The sequence below is a fragment of the Providencia rettgeri genome (assembly GCF_013702265.1).
Taxonomy (GTDB): domain Bacteria; phylum Pseudomonadota; class Gammaproteobacteria; order Enterobacterales; family Enterobacteriaceae; genus Providencia; species Providencia zhijiangensis.
Window position 1 is genome coordinate 125,030 of sequence record NZ_CP059348.1, and the last position, 17,271, is coordinate 142,300.

Consider the following 17,271-nt stretch of genomic DNA (forward strand, 5'->3'; position numbering starts at 1 on the left):
GTTAGCTGGCATTCGGGATCCGACCAAATTTACCGCTATTAAAATCATTCACGGCTTCGTTGATTTCTTGGCTCGTATTCATCACAAATGGGCCATATCCCACAACAGGCTCATCGATAGGATCACCGCTGAGCAGCAGCACTAAAGCCTCATCGGTGGTGGCTTCTAACAGCACATTGCTATCAGTAGCATCAAGGATCATCAACTCGCCTTCATTCAATGCGGTATGACCATCCACAAATAGGCTGCCTTTCAACATCACTAGCCCAACATTGCGACCGGCCTTAGTTGGCAATCCCACGACTTTTCCTTTATTCAGACGCAGATCCCAAACATCAAGGGCGGTAAATGTGCGTGCGGCGCCTGTGTTGCCTAGATAGTCCCCCGCAATGACCCGCAGTGTTCCCGCTTCATTCGGCAAGCTAATGGTCGGGATCGTATCGCGAGTTAGCAATTGGTAACCCGGCGCTGCCAGCTTATCTTTAGCGGGCAAGTTGACCCACAACTGCACCATATCCAAAGTACCGCCATTTTTCATAAAGTTATCAGACTGATATTCTTGATGAAGTATTCCTGATGCCGCTGTCATCCATTGCACATCACCGGGTCCGATCACGCCGCCTTCTCCGGTAGAGTCGTGGTGAGCCACTTCGCCGTCATACACGATGGTGACGGTTTCAAAGCCTTTATGTGGATGTTCGCCAACACCACGATTATCCCCTTCAGATGCTGGGAATGGGTGTGGCCCCGCTCTGTCCAACAGTAAGAATGGGTTCAGGTATTTCCCGTGGTTGCTATAACTAAACATGGAGCGAACAGGGAAACCATCACCAACCCAGTGACTGCGTGGGGATTGATAAATACCAATAATCTTTTTCATGGTGTGACTCCAAACTGGTTTTATAAACTGATCAGTTTTATGAACTAATCATTTCGATGAACCAATAATAGAAGAGCCAAAGCTGGGTGAGTAGAGGCAAAAATAGGTTTGATTGTTCTGAAAATAGAACGATGAAATCATTGTGGCGTGAGTTAAATGTCGATCTCTAGTATGCTTCGGATTAGCCAAAATCGGAGCGTTCCTCTTCATTTATTCATCTTAAACATGAACGATCAGGAATACTAAATAGGTATGATGCCTTCGAATGAACCCATGATTCCGTTAAAAGGATTGTTATGAAAACTATTAATATTGCTATGGCATTTTCTGTTGCCTTCATGTTGTCTGGGTGCCTTTCTCAACCCGCACCTCAGTATGATAACAATGGTATCCAGTTAGAAGAGTTCAAAGAGCTAGAAAGCTTGAGAATGCCAGAGCTGAACATTCCTGAAGGGGCGCCGGATGGGGAATATATCGAACGTTATGGAAATGGTGCCATTCAGTTTAAATCGTGGGTGAAAAACAACTGCTTAGATAAGAACATCACGGTTTATTATAAAAATGGTCAGCCAAAAATGTTTATTCCTATAAAAAATTGCAAAGTGGATGGCGTCATTAAGTCTTACCATCCTAATGGGAATTTAGATACTGAGATGGGATACAGTAATGACCGACTCAACGGCGATTATAAATCCTATTACGACACGCCAAAGAATAATCTGCATCTTAAAACGAGTTTTGTGAATGGAGTAGCGGAAGGTGTTCTTGAAGAGCGTGGACAAGATGGCGAGCTATTAAAGCAGGGGCTGATTAAAGACGGTAAGTTGTACACCGCGAAGTAAGTGGGCTACAAATAAAATAAAAGCCAATTAACCGTGAGAGTTAATTGGCTTTTTGCTATTAAATAGCGACTTAAGATTACAGTTGTGGACGTTTTACAAAGCCGATCGCATCGTAAACCTTATCTAAGGTTTCTTGTGCGCGAGCTGCTGCTTTGGTCGCGCCCTCATCCATGATTTGGTTCAGTAGCGCTTCATTGTTGCGGAACTCATGGTAACGAGCTTGTAAGTTAGTCAGCATGTCAGAAACAGCTTCAGCGACCGCACCTTTCAGATGACCATACATTTGGCCTTCAAACTCAGCTTCCAGCGTTTTCACACTTTTGCCTGTCACGCCAGCAAGGATATCTAACAGGTTAGAAACCCCTGCTTTATTTTCAACATCGTAGCAAATACGTGGTGGCTCTTCAGAGTCGGTCATTGCGCGTTTGATTTTCTTCACAACGGATTTCGGATCTTCCAACAGCGCAATCACGTTATTGCGGTTGTCATCAGACTTAGACATTTTCTTGGTTGGCTCTTGTAATGCCATCACACGTGCGCCGCCATCGGTTGGGATAAATGGCTCTGGTACGGTGAAAATATCCCCGTAAATGGCATTGAAGCGCTGAGCAATATCACGGCTCAGTTCAAGGTGCTGTTTCTGGTCAATTCCAACAGGAACTTGGTTAGTTTGGTAAACCAGAATATCGGCAGCCATCAGAACAGGGTAGTCAAACAGACCGGCGTTGATGTTTTCTGAATGGCGAGCAGATTTATCTTTGAACTGGGTCATGCGGCTCAATTCGCCGAAATAGGTGTAGCAGTTTAGCGCCCAGCTCAGTTGTGCATGTTGTGGTACATGTGACTGAACAAAAATGGTGCTTTTCTTCGGATCAATACCGCACGCTAAGTAGAGCGCTAATGTATCGAGGGTTCTTTTACGCAGTTCAACAGGGTCTTGGCGAACGGTGATCGCGTGTTGGTCAACGATACAGTAGATGCAATCATAATCATCTTGCATCTTAACCCACTGACGTAACGCACCCATGTAGTTACCGATGGTTAATTCACCGGAAGGCTGTGCGCCGCTGAATACAATAGGTTTCTGGGTTTGTTTAGATTTCTCAGTGGGTGTGCTCATTTCTTTGTATGTCCTTGTAGTATTTTTATACCCTGTTAAGTTTCGAGTCACACCGTTGGCGACTCGAATTATTGGGGATTTTATTTTGATAAATCAATAACGGAGAGTAGCTCAGAAAAGTGGCTTAACACGTAGTCGGGCTCGGTAATTGCGATTGATTCACCATAGTTGTAGCCGTAGGTTAACCCTACACTTGGGCAGCCTGCATTGTGGGCTGCGATAATATCATTACGGGAATCGCCGACAAAAAGCAATTCTTCTTTGCGTAAACCGAACTGGCCCATTGTTAAATAGAGTGGCGCTGGGTGCGGTTTGGTTTTTACCACATCATCGCCACCAAGTACTAATGAAAAGTAGCTATCGATGCCCAGCTTTTCGAGTAATGGCGCCACAAATGGGGTTGGTTTGTTGGTCACAATCGCCATTGGTAAGTTGTGTTTTGCAATCGTTTCGAGGGTCTCTTTGACCTCAGGGAATAGCTGGCTACCGGTATTAACGGTCGTCGCATAATGTTCATCGAAGCGGATACGAGCTTGCTTTTTCAGCTCTGGCGTGACCGTCATGCCCGCCCATTCTAGCGCTCGCTGCACAAGCATATCTGCGCCGTTGCCTACCCAGATGGAGACACGCTCTTTGCCTGCTGGTGGTAAGTTTAGCTCTTCGAGGGTTTTGTCTATGGCGTCGGCTAAACCGCCAGCGCTGTCAACAAGGGTTCCATCTAAATCAAACGCAATCGCTTTAATACTCTCTAAAACCGCATGTGTCATTGAGATACCTTTTTCAATTCTTGGCGCATTTCATCGATGACTTTTTTGTAATCAGGCTGAGCAAAAATCGCGGAGCCAGCAACGAAGGTATCTGCACCTGCTACGGCAATTTCTGCAATGTTATTGACCTTCACGCCACCATCGACTTCTAAACGAATATCATAACCACTTTCGTCAATCAATCTACGAACTTGGCGCAATTTTTTCAGGGTTTCAGGGATAAATGATTGACCGCCGAATCCTGGGTTAACTGACATCAGCAGGATCATATCGACTTTATCCATCACATATTCGAGATAGCTAAGTGGGGTCGCTGGGTTAAATACCAGACCCGCTGTACAGCCATTCTCTTTGATGAGTTGTAAGGTTCTATCGATGTGCTCGCTGGCTTCTGGGTGGAAGCTAATGTGAGTCGCACCCGCTTTAGCGAAATCCGGAATAATGCGATCGACCGGTTTAACCATTAAGTGAACATCAATCGGGGCGGTGATACCGTAATCGCGCAGGGCTTTACAGATTGGTGCACCGAACGTGAGGTTCGGTACATAGTGGTTGTCCATCACATCGAAATGGACAATGTCTGCGCCTGCAGCAAGAACTTTGGCGGTATCTTCGCCTAAACGTGCAAAGTCAGCAGATAAAATAGATGGGGCAATGAGAAAATCTTTCATAATTGTCTCCGATTATTCGTCGTTATCTGACAGCACCTATAGTTTTTTAGATGCTCCCGCTCCCGCATATAAAGCCAAAAGCTCATTGACTTTGGCACGGTTCAAAATATTTCTACTAATGGTGCGACGCACTTTTACGATATGTAACTGTGCCTGATAATACCACTCTCGGGTCACTGGGGTCTCATGATTTGAGATAAGAACTGGGATCTTGCGCTCAGATGACAACTTATGTGCCAAAAAAGCCAGATTCTGTTGTTCTTGCGCACTAAAGGCGTTGGTGTGATAGGCCGTAAAGTTAGCGGTCTCAGACAGCGGTGCATAAGGTGGATCGCAGTAGATGACTGAGCCATCCTGCGCATCGAGTAATGTTTTGCTGTAAGACTGCGTCACAAAGGTCGCTTTCTGGGCTTTTTCAGCAAACCACAGTAATTCGTCTTTCGGAAAATAGGGTTTCTTATAGCGTCCGAAAGGCACATTGAATTCACCGCTTAGGTTATAGCGGCATAACCCGTTATAACAGTGGCGGTTAAGATACAAAAAGAGAATGCTACGTTTAGCAGGGTCATCTGATTGGTTAAATGCTTGGCGCATTAAATAATACTGTTCAGAGGTATTAAATTCAGGTGTGAACAGTTGCTGAGCTTCTTCGATAAAAGCATCAGAGCGATATTTAACCGTGTTGTAGAGGTTGATGAGATCGCTGTTAATATCCGCAAGTACGTACGAATCGTAGTTGGTATTTAAAAACACCGATCCTGCACCAACAAAAGGTTCTATTAAGCAATCTCCTTGTGGAAGATGTTTTTTGATCTCGTCCACAAGTGGGTATTTACCCCCAGCCCATTTTAAAAAAGCGCGTTTTTTTTTCATGCCGTCTTATTATTACAATCGTTTAAGAGCCGCCACTTGGCGGCTCTTTCAGGACAACATTATGCGCCCGGGGAAAAACGTTGTTATTTTTGATCCTGTTTAACTTGTTTCATATTACGCACCCACGGTTTTTTCGCTTGCACTGCGGCTGGTAAGGACGCAATTGCACTTTTTGCTTCGCTCACTGAGCTGTAATTTCCGTGGATCAATACATACCAAGTCTGACCATTACGAATGGTTTTATACACTTGATAGTTAGCAAGTTTATTCTCTTTTGCGAAAGCTTCCAGTGTATCTGAACGACTTGCGCTACTTAATTGCAATGTATAGCTTCCAGAGGGTGCTGCAACGGTACTACCACTTTGGCTTGTGCTGGTTGCAGGCTTAGTGGTTGTTTTTGGCTGAGCAGGTTGTTTTTGTTCAACTGGCTTAGTCGCTTTTGGTTGCGTTTTCTCTGGTGTGACTGGTTTTACTGTTGGCTGTTTTTCCACAGGTTTAACTTGCGGAGGCGTCAACGGTGTCACATTTTGTGGTGGCGTCGTGGTACTTTCAGACGGCAGGTTTTGACCTTGGTTGAGAGCATCGGCAACATCACCAGGAATTTCAATGCGTTCACCAAGACCATTTTGTTGTGTCTGAGTGTCTGCTTGAGTTGGCATTGGGTTAATTTGCTGACCATTTAACTCTTGCGCTTGACCTGTTTGAGGTTGCGTTGTGGATTGAGTCTCTGAGTTGGTCAGTGATGAAGAACCTGATAAATCGATATTACGCTGATTAGCGCTATCATTTTGTAATTTCTCATGTTCTGTTGGTGCTTTTAATGCGGAACTGATTGCAATGATCAGCAGCAACAGCACTAAAACGCCGACACCGATCATGATGTGTTGACGTGATAACGCAATTTTTGGCTTAGCTGCCGCAGCAGGACGCGCACGTCCGGTTGGTCTATCTGATGTATCAGGCCTTAAATCATTCTGCACTTGAGGCTGATTGTCTGGTTTAAATTCGTCCATTTTCCTCTCCCGAAATTAGTTCGCCTGTGTAGAGATAAAATGTCTCTTATCATTACGACCTGTTCACGACTAAGCAATTGCTTCTGCTCACTTTTAAAGAATAGATTGTTTAGCAATTTCATTCCAATTTCAATGAGATTGCGACCACCTTACTTCGTTACTCGTTATAGGTGCTAGGCGTGCGTATAATTTAACGGCTTTAGTTGATATCTGCCAGTAACATTTTAAAACCCCTGAAAATATTCAGGGGCCAATTAATGCTTTTTACTTAGTTCGGTAATGATTTATGGCATGCAAGCCGAAATAGCGGCAATGACTGTTGAGGCATCCACATCGGAACGCATTTCTGAATTACCGATAGTGGTTGGAAGGATAAGATGCAATTTGCCTCCCATGACTTTTTTATCTCGCATCATGTGAGGTAAATAGTCATCAGGTTGCATTTTTGCAGGACCAGTAACAGGTAGCTCGGCACGTTTTAAAAGGGCGATGATGCGTTCTGTTTGTTCCGGGGTAAATTGGCCAATCAGCTCAGCGGTTTTTGCAGCCATAACCATACCAGCAGCAACAGCTTCTCCATGGAGCCATACGCCGTAGCCCATTTCGGCTTCGATAGCATGACCAAAGGTATGCCCTAAATTTAATAGTGCACGTAGCCCGCTGGTTTCTTTTTCATCGGCGGCGACCACTTGCGCTTTCAGCTCGCAACAACGGCGAATGCAGTACGCCATGGCTTGGTTATCTAATGCCATTAACGCATCGATATTTTTTTCTAACCAGCTAAAAAATTCACCATCAAGAATGATGCCGTATTTAATGACTTCGGCCAGACCAGAAGAGAGTTCGCGCTTAGGTAAGGTTTTTAAACAATCAAGGTCAATCACGACAGATGCCGGTTGATAAAATGCCCCGATCATATTTTTACCCAAAGGGTGGTTAACAGCGGTTTTTCCACCAACCGAAGAGTCCACTTGGGAGAGTAACGTAGTAGGAACTTGAATGAAGCGTACGCCGCGTTGATAGCTGGCTGCTGCGAATCCAGTTAAGTCACCGATTACTCCCCCACCAAGGGCGATGAGGGTCGTGTCACGGTTATGGTGCTTTTCGAGTAATGCCGTAAAAACATCATTCATGATGAATAAAGATTTGTACTGTTCGCCATCAGGTAAGACGATGGAATCGACTTTGACACCTGAGGCTTCAAGAACGGTTTGGATCTTATGTAGGTAAAGCGGAGCGAGAGTTTCGTTAGTCACTATCATTGCTCGCTGACCCGCAGTTAGTGGCCAAAATGCATCCTTTCCTTGGTACAAACCAGGTGCAATATTGATTGGATAACTGCGTTCATCCAGAGTAACAGTGACTTTTTCCATCTTGCTTTACCTTGAATTCATGACTTCTGATGTATAAAAATTAGTTTTTTTCTAACATTTCAATGATTTGGTTGGCAACAACTTTTGCGCTTTGCTCATCAGTATGAATTGTTATATCCGCTATCTCTTCATACATAGGATTGCGTTCATCGGCTAACTTTTCTAAAACTTCGCGAGCGGGCTCATCCACTTGTAAAAGAGGACGTTTTTTATCGCGTTGTGTGCGGGATAGTTGCTTCTCAATGGTGGTTTCGAGATACACGACAACCCCACGAGCGGACAAGCGGTTACGCGTCTCTTTGGATTTAACAGAGCCACCACCTGTTGCTAAGACAATGCCTTGCTTTTCAGTGAGTTCATTGATGACTTTCTCTTCGCGATCGCGAAAGCCTTCTTCACCTTCTAGGTCGAATACCCAACCTACATCTGCGCCAGTGCGTTTTTCAATCTCGTGATCGGAGTCAAAGAACTCCATATTAAGCTGTTGAGCTAACTGACGACCAATAGTGCTTTTTCCGGCTCCCATTGGTCCAACCAGAAAGATATTGCGTTTCTCTGCCATGTTTTTTGGTATTACTACGATTATTCGTTAATGATCACCCGCCCCGCCAATCGAATTAGCGGCGGGACCTAAACTGAAACCTCATAAGTGATGATGTGAGATCAGATAAGAAAATTATCTCAATACATCAACCTGAATTGCAACTATATAAATATGGCACTTAGAAAACAAAGTGCCATATTCTTCGTTGCGGGTTTCTATATATTTGAGCCGTCTACATTACATAATGCATTGTTTAGCGAGCTTATTAGCAGGTTGTTTATTCCACTAAATGAATGGAACCTGTTAATTATAAAGCAAAATTTCTGTAGCTATTTTATAAGCGGCTGATAGTTTGTTCTTTCATCTACCGATAGTTAGAACACTCAATGGATAACCTTGTATGCTAAAACGACCTCAGCGTCAAATTTATCCGGTATGTTTATGGCACAAAAAGTAATAATTTCACGGTACTTTGAGGAATTAAACATTCAACTAATTGAATGTATAGGCGTTATTTTTTACGCTAAATCTTAATAAGTTTTGGTGTAATAAATACCAGTAAAACACGCTTATCAACGTGTTGTGTCTTATTGATAAATAAACTCCCTAATAGTGGAATTTGTGAGAGAAATGGGATGCCTGAATCCGTTTTTTCTTGCTTCTGTTGAAAAATCCCGCCAAGTATTAACGTATTATTATTTTTAATGGTGACAGAGGTTGCTATCTCTTGTTTATTAATGGCCAGATGTTGGCTGGGATTGATAGTGAGAGCGGCATCTGGGGAGTTATGACTGATTTTTAATACCATTTCCACTCTGTCATCTCGGGCAATGGTTGGTGTGACTTCCATACCTAATACCGCATCTTTAAACTGGACATGGCTTTTTTTATCGGAGGTGGTGACATAGGGAATTTCGCTGCCTTGTTGGATACTGGCGGGCTGTTTGTGGGATGCCATCAAGCGTGGGCTCGCAATAATCGACAGTAAATTTTCTTTTTCTAGTGCGTTCAGCTTCATTTCAAGTAAGCCTTCTCCGAGTCGTAATACATTCAACGCCATTTGGCCGGATTGGCTGCTATATCGATTATAGCGGCTGAGATGACCGTCAGTCGCTGATTCACCAGACATTCCCCATTCTAAACCTAGGGCCTGCAAGGCGGTGCGCGAACTGCTGATGATGTGGGCGGTGATTTGCACTTGCTGCTGAGGAATATCTTTTTGAACAAGCCATGTTTCAATTAATGCCAAGCGTTCTTTGGTGTCCGTAATGATCACACTGTTGGTGGTGACATCAAAGTGGGCGATGCCTTTATCGGATAGTAGGCGCATGTCAGGCTCCGTGAGCTGTTGATGAACGGTTTGAGCATCGATAGATACTAATGGAAAAATTTTTTCGGTGAGAATTATTTCCGGCGCTTTAAGTGGAATGATGGTGTCTAAGAGTTGGGTATCTTCTTCTGTTGGGGATATGGGTTCAAAAGGGTCTCGGGGTGTTTCGGCATACCCGAAGAAAGAGCTGCATAGCATTAACATTAATATGGGAACGAAAAAATTAGTGTTGCTCATTAGGTTGTTCATCCTTGATAAATGAGAGCGATAAATTGGCGGTTAGTTGCTGATTTTTAGCCGTCAAAATAACGTCAGAAAATTGCCAATGTTGCTGGAGTAGCGTATGGGTGAGTGATTGCATAAATTCGAGGAGATCCTTAAATTTTCCTTGGATCTCAAGTTGGTACTGAGAATTCAACGGATCCGATGACTGAAGCTGATTTAAGACAACATTGTTATTTGCAATGAGCTGCTGTAAGTGCAGAACAAAGAACTGAGGATCTAAGGTAATTTCTTCATTCGAAGGGAATGAAGCGAGTTCCTGTGCTAGCCAAACCCGAGTCGGATTTTGGGCGAAAAACTGGCTACTTACTTGATTTTGTCGGTGCAAGACAGAACCGTTTTGTTGTAAATCTACCCATTGATTTTGCTTGTCTTGCAAAATGAAGGTATAGCCAGCGGCAATGCTTACCACCAAAATCAACGGTATCGTTAAATATTGTTGCCAAAGGGGGCGGTACCAAAAAGCGGCAAAGTGGTTATTCATCAACGACACCTCGATAATCGGCAATAAGGTGCAGTTGGTTAATGGCAGCAACCCGCCGTAACGTACGCAGTTGCACGTTACCAACTTGGGGTGCTTGGCCAAATTGGGTTAACAGTAAGTTCAGGTCTTGAAAGCGATAACTGAGTGCTTTAATTTCTAAACGCCCTTCACGCAGCTGAAAGGTGGATAGCCAACTTTTAGGTGGCGTGAGATTGGATAGCGACTTTAATAGGCTGAGTAAGGCATGGTTATGTTGCGCATAGGATTGACGCTGATTTTGCAGAAGCGTGAATTTGTCTAGCTGTTGTTGCTGCGTTTGTAATTGTGTTTTTAGCTGTTCAATGTGTTGTTGATGTTTCTGTTGAGCTGCAAGGTATAAGTGGGCTTGAGATATATCCTCTAGAAGCAAACTGATTAAATAACCAAAGATAGCGATCACAGAAATACAGCTGATCCCCGTCACCATTAAAAAATAGCGTCGCTGGCGAGTGAGCTTATCGGTTCGCCAAGGTAGGAAGTTAACCTGATACATATTAAAGATCCCCATGACGCAGAGCCAGCCCTGCGGCAATCACAAAATCCCCCAACTGGCGGGGTAATTTGATGGGGTATTGATGAAAAGCTTGCAGTAAATCCCATCGAGATTCTACGCCTTGAATATCGTGGTCACTAATACAGTAAATCGGTAATTTTAAGGCTTCAGGATCGTCAGTTAATAAGGATTGTATTTGGTTAATATGCACTGATTGATTATCTTGAGTCGGGCTATCGTTTTGAATATGACTATAACTTGCAGGTTGGCTGATAGGCCCTGACCAGAACCATTCATTTTGGCGATAATAAACAAGCCAACATTCATTAGGTAACTGAGCATGCCGAGCAAGATAGCGCAGTGCGATGGGGGCAATATCGACAGCTAGCAAGTGGTAGCCGCTCTCCAGTAATAAATCTTGCCAAAAGGTAATATCAGATTGGCGTGCGGCATTGAAGTAAACTTGTTGTCCAATGATCCGATAATCTACAGCAAGCTCTTGAGCTTGCATGGGGAAAAGTTGGTCAACTTGCGCCTGTAAATACCAGCTTAGTTCTGGTTGCTGTAGGCTCATTTGGTTGGGAAGTGAGACCTGTTTTTGGAGCGATCTTAATGAGGGTAACGCAATAGAAACAGAACAGTTTTTAGGTAATTTCTGACGCCATTGTCGCAGAATATTGCGTAAAATTACGCGGTGTTCATCAAGGGCATGTAATGCACTGTCAAAAGGTAGTGCTTGTTGCCAGCATTCACATAACGACCAGAATTTGCGATGTTTTTTTACTGCAACTAACTGAATGTGGTGCTGTGATAGCTCAATTCCGATGTGCCATTTTGGTGAATACATACATAATATCCTTATCATTAACAATTAAATTACGTTTTCTATTGTGCTGTATAAGCTTTATACTATGCAGTAGTGATATCTAAACCCGCCTGTCAGTTGCATATGGGAATTCTTCGGTGAAGTTCGTAAAATATTTTTTAATTCTGGTTTTCTGTTGCATTTTTTTGGGAAGCGCCTCGATTTATGGCATGTACAAATATGTCGAAGGTGAGCTGCCTGATGTCGCAACAATGAAAGACATTCGTCTGCAAACACCAATGCAGGTATTCAGTGCAGACAATGAACTGATCGCCCAATATGGTGAAAAACGCCGTATTCCATTGCCATTAGCTGACATTCCTCCGATGTTAGTGCATGCCTTTATTGCAACAGAAGATAGCCGCTTCTATGAGCACCACGGTATTGATCCAATTGGTATTTTCCGTGCAGTGACTGTGATGGCTTCATCGGGTCATGCATCGCAAGGGGCGAGTACCATTACTCAGCAGCTGGCGAGAAACTTTTATTTAAGCCCAGAAAAAACCTTGATGCGTAAAGCAAAAGAGGCATTTTTGGCAATTCGTATCGAACAGTTATTTACCAAAGATGAAATTATGGAGCTGTACCTGAATAAAATTTATTTAGGTAACCGTGCTTATGGTGTGGGAGCAGCCGCTTATGTTTATTTTGGTAAAACAGTCAATGAGTTGACGTTGAGTGAAATGGCGATGATTGCTGGTCTACCGAAAGCGCCGTCAACATTCAACCCGCTTTACTCTTATGACCGTGCGGTTAACCGCCGTAACGTAGTACTAATGCGGATGTTAGAAGAAAAATACATCACGCAAGACCAGTACGAGCAAGCGAAAAGCGAAAAAATTGTCGCCTCTTATCACGCACCAAAAGTGGATTTTTCCGCGCCTTATTTAGCGGAAATGGCACGCCAAACGATGTATGAAAAATACGGTGAAGATGCTTATACCGATGGTTATAAGGTGTACACCACGGTTGTGCGCAAAGACCAGTTAGCGGCGACCGAAGCCGTACGTAATAATTTGATAGATTACGATATTCGCCATGGTTATCGCGGTCCTGCGGAAGTGTTATGGAGTGGAAGCCAAGCCGCATGGGATAAAGAGAAAATCCTGGAGAAACTGAAAAAATTACCGAACTACGGCTCATTGGTTCCGGCTGTTGTTCTTTCGGCAAGTAGCAGCGATGCGAAAGTGATGCTGGCGGATGGCTCGGACATCCAAATTACGATGGCGGGTGTGCGCTGGGCGCGTAAGTTTATTTCGGATACTCAGCAAGGTGGCTCGCCATCTGCGGTGAACAAAGTTGTGCAGCCGGGTGAGCAAATTTGGGTTCGTCAGGTTAAAGATAGCTGGTGGTTAGCACAAGTCCCTGATGTGAACGCGGCATTTGTTGCATTGAATCCGAATGATGGTGCAGTGATAGCCCTTGTGGGTGGTTTTGATTTTAATATGAGTGAATTTAACCGCGTGACGCAATCATTGCGCCAAGTGGGCTCAAATATTAAGCCATTCTTGTATACCGCAGCGATGGATAAAGGCTTAACGTTATCGTCATTACTCAATGACGTGCCGATTAGCCGTTGGGATGCGGGTGCCGGTTCAGACTGGCGTCCGAAGAACTCACCACCGCGCTATGCAGGTCCTATTCGTCTACGCCAAGGCTTAGGTGAATCGAAAAACGTGGTGATGGTACGTGCGATGCGCGCCATGGGTGTGGATTATGCCGCGGATTATTTAACGCGTTTTGGTTTCCCGAAAGAGAATATTAACCGCACAGAAGCGTTGGCGCTGGGCGCTCCATCATTTACCCCAATGCAAATGGTGCGTGGTTACGCCGTGATGGTGAACGGGGGATACCTTGTTGATCCTTACTATATTTTGAAGATTGAGAATCACAGCGATGAAGTGATTTTCGAAGCGAAACCAAAAATTGCATGCCCAGAGTGTACAAATATTCCGGTCATTTATGGGGATACGGCACGTACGATTGCGTTGAGTGATTCTGAAGGCGAAGATGCAACAGAGGAAGTAACTCAGTCGAATAATAATGTGGTGGAACAAGAGCCAACCATGGCACTGTCTACGGCTGCAGAACAGCAGAGCCCTGAAGACCAATATGCCCCGCATGTTATTAGTACACCGCTAGCGTTCTTAATTCGCGATGCGATGGTAACAAATATTTATGGCGAGCCAGGTTGGTCAGGTACTGGTTGGCGTGCGGGTCGTGATCTGGGTGGTCGTCGAGACATTGGCGGGAAAACAGGTACCACGAATAGCTCGAAAGATGCGTGGTTCTCCGGCTATGGCCCCGATATTGTCGCTTCTGCATGGATTGGCTTCGATGATAACAAGCGCACATTAGGCCGTACTGGAATAAGCGGCGGTGAAGCGGGTGCGAAGAGTGCTCAGCCGATTTGGGATGACTTCATGAAAGCTGCCCTTGACGGTGTTCCGGTGAAAACCATGCAACCGCCAAAAGGGATTATTTCAGTCACTATTGATACTCGTACAGGTAAACTCTCATCCGGCGGGCCTTCTCGTAGTGAGTACTTTATCGAAGGAACTGAGCCGAAAGAGCGCGCGGTACAAGAGGTTGGAACGACCATTTCAACGGAAAATGGAGCCAGCCAAGAGCTATTCTAATGAGCTGTTTTGAGCGTAAATAAACTGCACCCCATCGCCGTTTGGCATGGGGTGTAATTATTTAGGGTATTGAATAAATTGAATATCGATGTGGCGTTATTTCGCGTTATTTTTTAAGTAACGTTCCACATAAAACAACGCACTAATATTGCGGGCTTCATTGAAGTCTGGGTGGTCGAGGAGTTCCATCATACGTGCAATCGGCCATTTGACTTGTTGCAGTGGTTCTGGCTCATCCCCCTCAAGTTTTTCGCTAAATAGGTCGTTAGCTATAAGTATGTTCATCTTGCTGGAAAAGTAAGATGGGGACATGGTGAGTTTTGCTAAAGGGGTAATTTGGCGAGCCCCATAACCGATTTCTTCTTTGAGTTCACGCTGAGCAGCCTCAAGAGGGACTTCTCCTGGGTCTACAGCTCCTTTAGGGAAGCCTAGCTCATAGTTTTCGATACCCACGGCGTATTCTCGGATCAGAATCAGGTGATTATCAATGATGGGGACGATAAGAACCGCTTCACGCTTTGCGGGGCGCATTCTTTCATAAACACGTTTTTCACCATTACTAAATTCGAGGTCAACAGATTGGATACTGAATAATTTTGATTGAGCAATGTCTTGAATATTCAGGATTTTTGGTTTTTTTAACTCTGTCATAACGATTTCCGAATCAGGTGAATGGGATCCATGAGGGCAAGCATACATTGTCTTTAACTATGACGCATATCAAAAAAAAATGATAGAGATTATAGGGTGGAGAAAATGCTGTTAGTATAATCTACTTATGAAAATCGCACTGATTAATAAGTAAAACATTTTATTTACAACATATTGTAAAATAAAACAAAAACTGGAAGAGAATAGGAATTGGCTTATATAGTGAAAAGCATTACGTTGCTATGCTTTTTAGGTAGACAATTCTGTTGAGAAAAAAATGCTAAACACCGTCATTATACTGGCTCTGATCATAGCTAGCCTAATTATAATGGTTTCCGTTCTGTTTTTCCGGCGGGGACGGCGTTCTAGTGTCTATCAAATACCCTCTCTAGCGACACCCGCGTTTAAAAAAATGATTGAGTCTGATTTCCAGACTATCACCCAGTATCTTAATCACAGTGCATCTAAAAACCTTCATTCGCCTTCCCAAACTGCATGGCAAATACGAAAAAATGCCACTGTTGCCACCATCTGCAATGCCATTACGCGATTTAATTTGCGTCAAGAGCAAGGGCAGGGTTGGCGCTATTTTATTGATACGATTGAAGTTCAGTTGCCTTCTCAACTAGAACCGTTTTTACAACGACAAAATGTCATGGAAATTGTGGAAACGGATCATCTGCCTTTAATTGTTGCTCTCAATAGCCACTCATTGAAAGAATTTAGCTATGAATGGGAAGTTCCTTCAGAGGAGTCTAGGTCTCAACCTGAGGCTGATATTCATGAAGGGGAACCGAACACCATTCAATTGTTGAAGATGCGTAAGGAAAGTAAAGAGGAGCATCGACTCCATAATTCTTCTGGATGGTTAGGGGCGATCGTGGTAAGCCTCAGTTTTTTTATCGGCTATCTGACGATTGTTTCTATTCCCATTTTTCAAGGATGGGGGCTGACACTAGCGGCAGTGGTGTTTATCCTCGGGATGTTTTTATTATTTCGTTTGCGCCTTTTTCCTAAACCCTATCAGGATGTGCAATGTATTTATGGGCAAGCCAAACGCTGGGAGCTGTACGGAGAGTTAGATAAAAAGTACTCTTCCACCATTTCGATAGGGGGCGTGGACTTACACTATCCTAGCTATTGGCTTCCCTACTTAAAATATGAATTAGGCCACCCTACCAATATTGATCTCTATTCGACGGGAGAGGTATTACGGTACGGTCGTTGTCTCTCTATTCATGAAGAGGAACGCTATTACCCCTATAAACGATTTAAAAAGAATGTGCTGATGTTTTTCAGTGCATTGTTCGTTTTGGCGATGGTGTTTTCTTATCAATCGATTAGCTTGCCAGTGAAATTAGGGTTTGCGTGGATTGAAGGGGCGAAAAAAGTCAGTGTTGTTGACCCTTCAGATTTAACAGCGCGTAAAATTAGAGTTGGAGATACATTATCGGCGAAGGGAATGGGGATGTGTTATCGCCCACCTAATTTGAATGATGCCAACCAAGCGTTGTTTGTGCCTTTTGATTGTTCGGGTGTGTATTGGAATAATATTAACCTGATTACTGAGCCACAATCTGAGATTGTGAATCGAGCCATCGATTTATTGAATAGCGTAAAAAATCAATTACATCCAGATAAAGATGCCCCGGGAATTAACCCAAGATTACAGCGTGAAATTATGAAATCGGGGATGAATATTATTTTCGATTTTTCAGAAATCGTATTAAAAACCAACGCATTGTGTGATCAACAAGATCATTGCATTAAACTCAAAAGCGCATTGTCTAATTTGGGTGGAAGTGTCGATGATTGGCCAGGGTTAGTGAATAAAGCGTCCTCAGGAAAATTAAGTGGTGCGCATGTTTTATTACGTGCAGGAAGTGCCGATGCCTTGGAAAACTTAGTTGAAGACACCACATATGATTTCATCAAGCAAGAACTTGAGAAGGAAGTTCGTAAACTCAATAGTCCACCACCGGGTGGGGTATTGTTGATCAGCGATGAAAACCGCCCGCTGGTAGACATAATGCCAGTCAGTTCACTGAGCGAAATGAACCAAGTTCAGCGATGGTATGAGTTAAAGCGCTTATCCAGCATTCTGATTAATACCCCGTTTGATGTTGAAGGGGTTATTACGAACATTTCGACAGATGCCAATGGCACATTGCAAGTGGTGGTTCATGAGCGCTTGGATGAAGATGTGTTATCAGAATATGTCTGCCGTTCAATGTTGGTTTTCTTCTTGATCATTTGTACCTTGATAAATGGAACATTAATTATTATTCGAGTTTTGAATAACAAACGGCGTTTGCGTAAAATCACTGCATATTACGATAAATGCTATGAGGCAGATAATCCTTCCGAGTCTAGATAGTATTATCCTTCCCTGACCATGGAGCCTC

The 17,271-nt window shown here is 43.7% G+C and carries 16 protein-coding genes; 3 read left to right on the top strand and 13 right to left on the bottom strand.

Annotation, left to right across the window (positions count from 1 at the left end):
• Nucleotide 1: 1 nt before the first annotated feature.
• Nucleotides 2-880 carry a pirin family protein gene (locus H0913_RS00535; protein ID WP_181477778.1) on the bottom strand — a complete coding sequence of 293 codons (879 nt, stop codon included), beginning with the start codon at nucleotides 878-880 and terminating at the stop codon, nucleotides 2-4.
• Between the two features lie 296 nt (nucleotides 881-1,176).
• Here H0913_RS00535 and H0913_RS00540 point away from each other — a divergent pair, with 296 nt between their 5' ends.
• On the top strand, nucleotides 1,177-1,722 hold the full coding sequence (locus H0913_RS00540; protein ID WP_181477779.1) for a toxin-antitoxin system YwqK family antitoxin: 546 nt from the start codon (nucleotides 1,177-1,179) through the stop codon (nucleotides 1,720-1,722).
• A 76-nt stretch (nucleotides 1,723-1,798) separates the two neighbouring features.
• Here the strand turns inward: H0913_RS00540 and trpS are convergent, their stop codons facing one another.
• The 11 genes from trpS to pilM all read right to left on the bottom strand — a co-directional run bounded on the left by trpS (nucleotide 1,799) and on the right by pilM (nucleotide 11,558).
• Nucleotides 1,799-2,842, bottom strand: coding sequence for a tryptophan--tRNA ligase (gene trpS, locus H0913_RS00545; protein ID WP_154602131.1), 1,044 nt, complete (start codon nucleotides 2,840-2,842; stop codon nucleotides 1,799-1,801).
• A gap of 80 nt (nucleotides 2,843-2,922) precedes the next feature.
• Complete coding sequence (locus H0913_RS00550) at nucleotides 2,923-3,609, bottom strand: phosphoglycolate phosphatase (protein ID WP_154602132.1); 687 nt, start codon at nucleotides 3,607-3,609, stop codon at nucleotides 2,923-2,925.
• Nucleotides 3,606-4,280 carry a ribulose-phosphate 3-epimerase gene (gene rpe, locus H0913_RS00555; RefSeq protein ID WP_181477780.1) on the bottom strand — a complete coding sequence of 225 codons (675 nt, stop codon included), beginning with the start codon at nucleotides 4,278-4,280 and terminating at the stop codon, nucleotides 3,606-3,608. Before rpe ends, H0913_RS00550 begins: the two co-directional genes overlap by 4 nt.
• Nucleotides 4,281-4,316: 36 nt before the next feature.
• Nucleotides 4,317-5,153 (bottom strand): adenine-specific DNA-methyltransferase, encoded by an 837-nt coding sequence (gene dam, locus H0913_RS00560; protein ID WP_154602134.1) that lies wholly within the window; start codon nucleotides 5,151-5,153, stop codon nucleotides 4,317-4,319.
• A gap of 83 nt (nucleotides 5,154-5,236) precedes the next feature.
• The gene (locus H0913_RS00565; protein WP_154602135.1) at nucleotides 5,237-6,166 is read right to left on the bottom strand and encodes an SPOR domain-containing protein; all 930 of its coding nucleotides are present in this window, start codon (nucleotides 6,164-6,166) and stop codon (nucleotides 5,237-5,239) included.
• A 284-nt stretch (nucleotides 6,167-6,450) separates the two neighbouring features.
• On the bottom strand, nucleotides 6,451-7,539 hold the full coding sequence (gene aroB, locus H0913_RS00570) for a 3-dehydroquinate synthase (RefSeq protein ID WP_154637866.1): 1,089 nt from the start codon (nucleotides 7,537-7,539) through the stop codon (nucleotides 6,451-6,453).
• A 40-nt stretch (nucleotides 7,540-7,579) separates the two neighbouring features.
• Entirely contained in the window at nucleotides 7,580-8,101 is a 522-nt protein-coding gene (gene aroK, locus H0913_RS00575) for a shikimate kinase AroK (protein ID WP_036950109.1), read from the bottom strand.
• Nucleotides 8,102-8,606: 505 nt separating this feature from the next.
• The gene (locus H0913_RS00580; RefSeq protein ID WP_181477781.1) at nucleotides 8,607-9,650 is read right to left on the bottom strand and encodes a transporter; all 1,044 of its coding nucleotides are present in this window, start codon (nucleotides 9,648-9,650) and stop codon (nucleotides 8,607-8,609) included.
• The gene (locus tag H0913_RS00585) at nucleotides 9,637-10,179 is read right to left on the bottom strand and encodes a hypothetical protein (protein WP_154602138.1); all 543 of its coding nucleotides are present in this window, start codon (nucleotides 10,177-10,179) and stop codon (nucleotides 9,637-9,639) included. Before H0913_RS00585 ends, H0913_RS00580 begins: the two co-directional genes overlap by 14 nt.
• Nucleotides 10,172-10,711 carry a PilN domain-containing protein gene (locus H0913_RS00590; RefSeq protein WP_154602139.1) on the bottom strand — a complete coding sequence of 180 codons (540 nt, stop codon included), beginning with the start codon at nucleotides 10,709-10,711 and terminating at the stop codon, nucleotides 10,172-10,174. Before H0913_RS00590 ends, H0913_RS00585 begins: the two co-directional genes overlap by 8 nt.
• 1 nt (nucleotide 10,712) lies before the next feature.
• Nucleotides 10,713-11,558, bottom strand: coding sequence for a pilus assembly protein PilM (gene pilM, locus H0913_RS00595; RefSeq protein ID WP_181477782.1), 846 nt, complete (start codon nucleotides 11,556-11,558; stop codon nucleotides 10,713-10,715).
• 116 nt (nucleotides 11,559-11,674) lie between these two features.
• Here pilM and mrcA point away from each other — a divergent pair, with 116 nt between their 5' ends.
• A complete protein-coding gene (gene mrcA / locus H0913_RS00600; RefSeq protein ID WP_181477783.1) occupies nucleotides 11,675-14,215 on the top strand; it encodes a peptidoglycan glycosyltransferase/peptidoglycan DD-transpeptidase MrcA in 2,541 nt (846 codons plus the stop codon).
• 96 nt (nucleotides 14,216-14,311) lie between these two features.
• On the opposite strand, the gene nudE is transcribed toward mrcA, so the two are convergent.
• Entirely contained in the window at nucleotides 14,312-14,866 is a 555-nt protein-coding gene (nudE, locus tag H0913_RS00605; protein ID WP_181477784.1) for an ADP compounds hydrolase NudE, read from the bottom strand.
• A gap of 277 nt (nucleotides 14,867-15,143) precedes the next feature.
• Between nudE and H0913_RS00610 the strand changes: the two genes are divergently transcribed.
• Nucleotides 15,144-17,243 (top strand): IgaA/UmoB family intracellular growth attenuator, encoded by a 2,100-nt coding sequence (locus tag H0913_RS00610; RefSeq protein WP_181477785.1) that lies wholly within the window; start codon nucleotides 15,144-15,146, stop codon nucleotides 17,241-17,243.
• The last annotated feature ends 28 nt before the right edge of the window (nucleotides 17,244-17,271 follow it).

Coding starts and splice junctions, on each gene's coding strand:
- H0913_RS00535 (WP_181477778.1), bottom strand. CDS start 880: ATGAAAAAGATTATTGGTATTTATCAATCCCCACGCAGTCACTGGGTT.
- H0913_RS00540 (WP_181477779.1), top strand. CDS start 1,177: ATGAAAACTATTAATATTGCTATGGCATTTTCTGTTGCCTTCATGTTG.
- trpS (WP_154602131.1), bottom strand. CDS start 2,842: ATGAGCACACCCACTGAGAAATCTAAACAAACCCAGAAACCTATTGTA.
- H0913_RS00550 (WP_154602132.1), bottom strand. CDS start 3,609: ATGACACATGCGGTTTTAGAGAGTATTAAAGCGATTGCGTTTGATTTA.
- rpe (WP_181477780.1), bottom strand. CDS start 4,280: ATGAAAGATTTTCTCATTGCCCCATCTATTTTATCTGCTGACTTTGCA.
- dam (WP_154602134.1), bottom strand. CDS start 5,153: ATGAAAAAAAAACGCGCTTTTTTAAAATGGGCTGGGGGTAAATACCCA.
- H0913_RS00565 (WP_154602135.1), bottom strand. CDS start 6,166: ATGGACGAATTTAAACCAGACAATCAGCCTCAAGTGCAGAATGATTTA.
- aroB (WP_154637866.1), bottom strand. CDS start 7,539: ATGGAAAAAGTCACTGTTACTCTGGATGAACGCAGTTATCCAATCAAT.
- aroK (WP_036950109.1), bottom strand. CDS start 8,101: ATGGCAGAGAAACGCAATATCTTTCTGGTTGGACCAATGGGAGCCGGA.
- H0913_RS00580 (WP_181477781.1), bottom strand. CDS start 9,650: ATGAGCAACACTAATTTTTTCGTTCCCATATTAATGTTAATGCTATGC.
- H0913_RS00585 (WP_154602138.1), bottom strand. CDS start 10,179: ATGAATAACCACTTTGCCGCTTTTTGGTACCGCCCCCTTTGGCAACAA.
- H0913_RS00590 (WP_154602139.1), bottom strand. CDS start 10,711: ATGTATCAGGTTAACTTCCTACCTTGGCGAACCGATAAGCTCACTCGC.
- pilM (WP_181477782.1), bottom strand. CDS start 11,558: ATGTATTCACCAAAATGGCACATCGGAATTGAGCTATCACAGCACCAC.
- nudE (WP_181477784.1), bottom strand. CDS start 14,866: ATGACAGAGTTAAAAAAACCAAAAATCCTGAATATTCAAGACATTGCT.
- H0913_RS00610 (WP_181477785.1), top strand. CDS start 15,144: ATGCTAAACACCGTCATTATACTGGCTCTGATCATAGCTAGCCTAATT.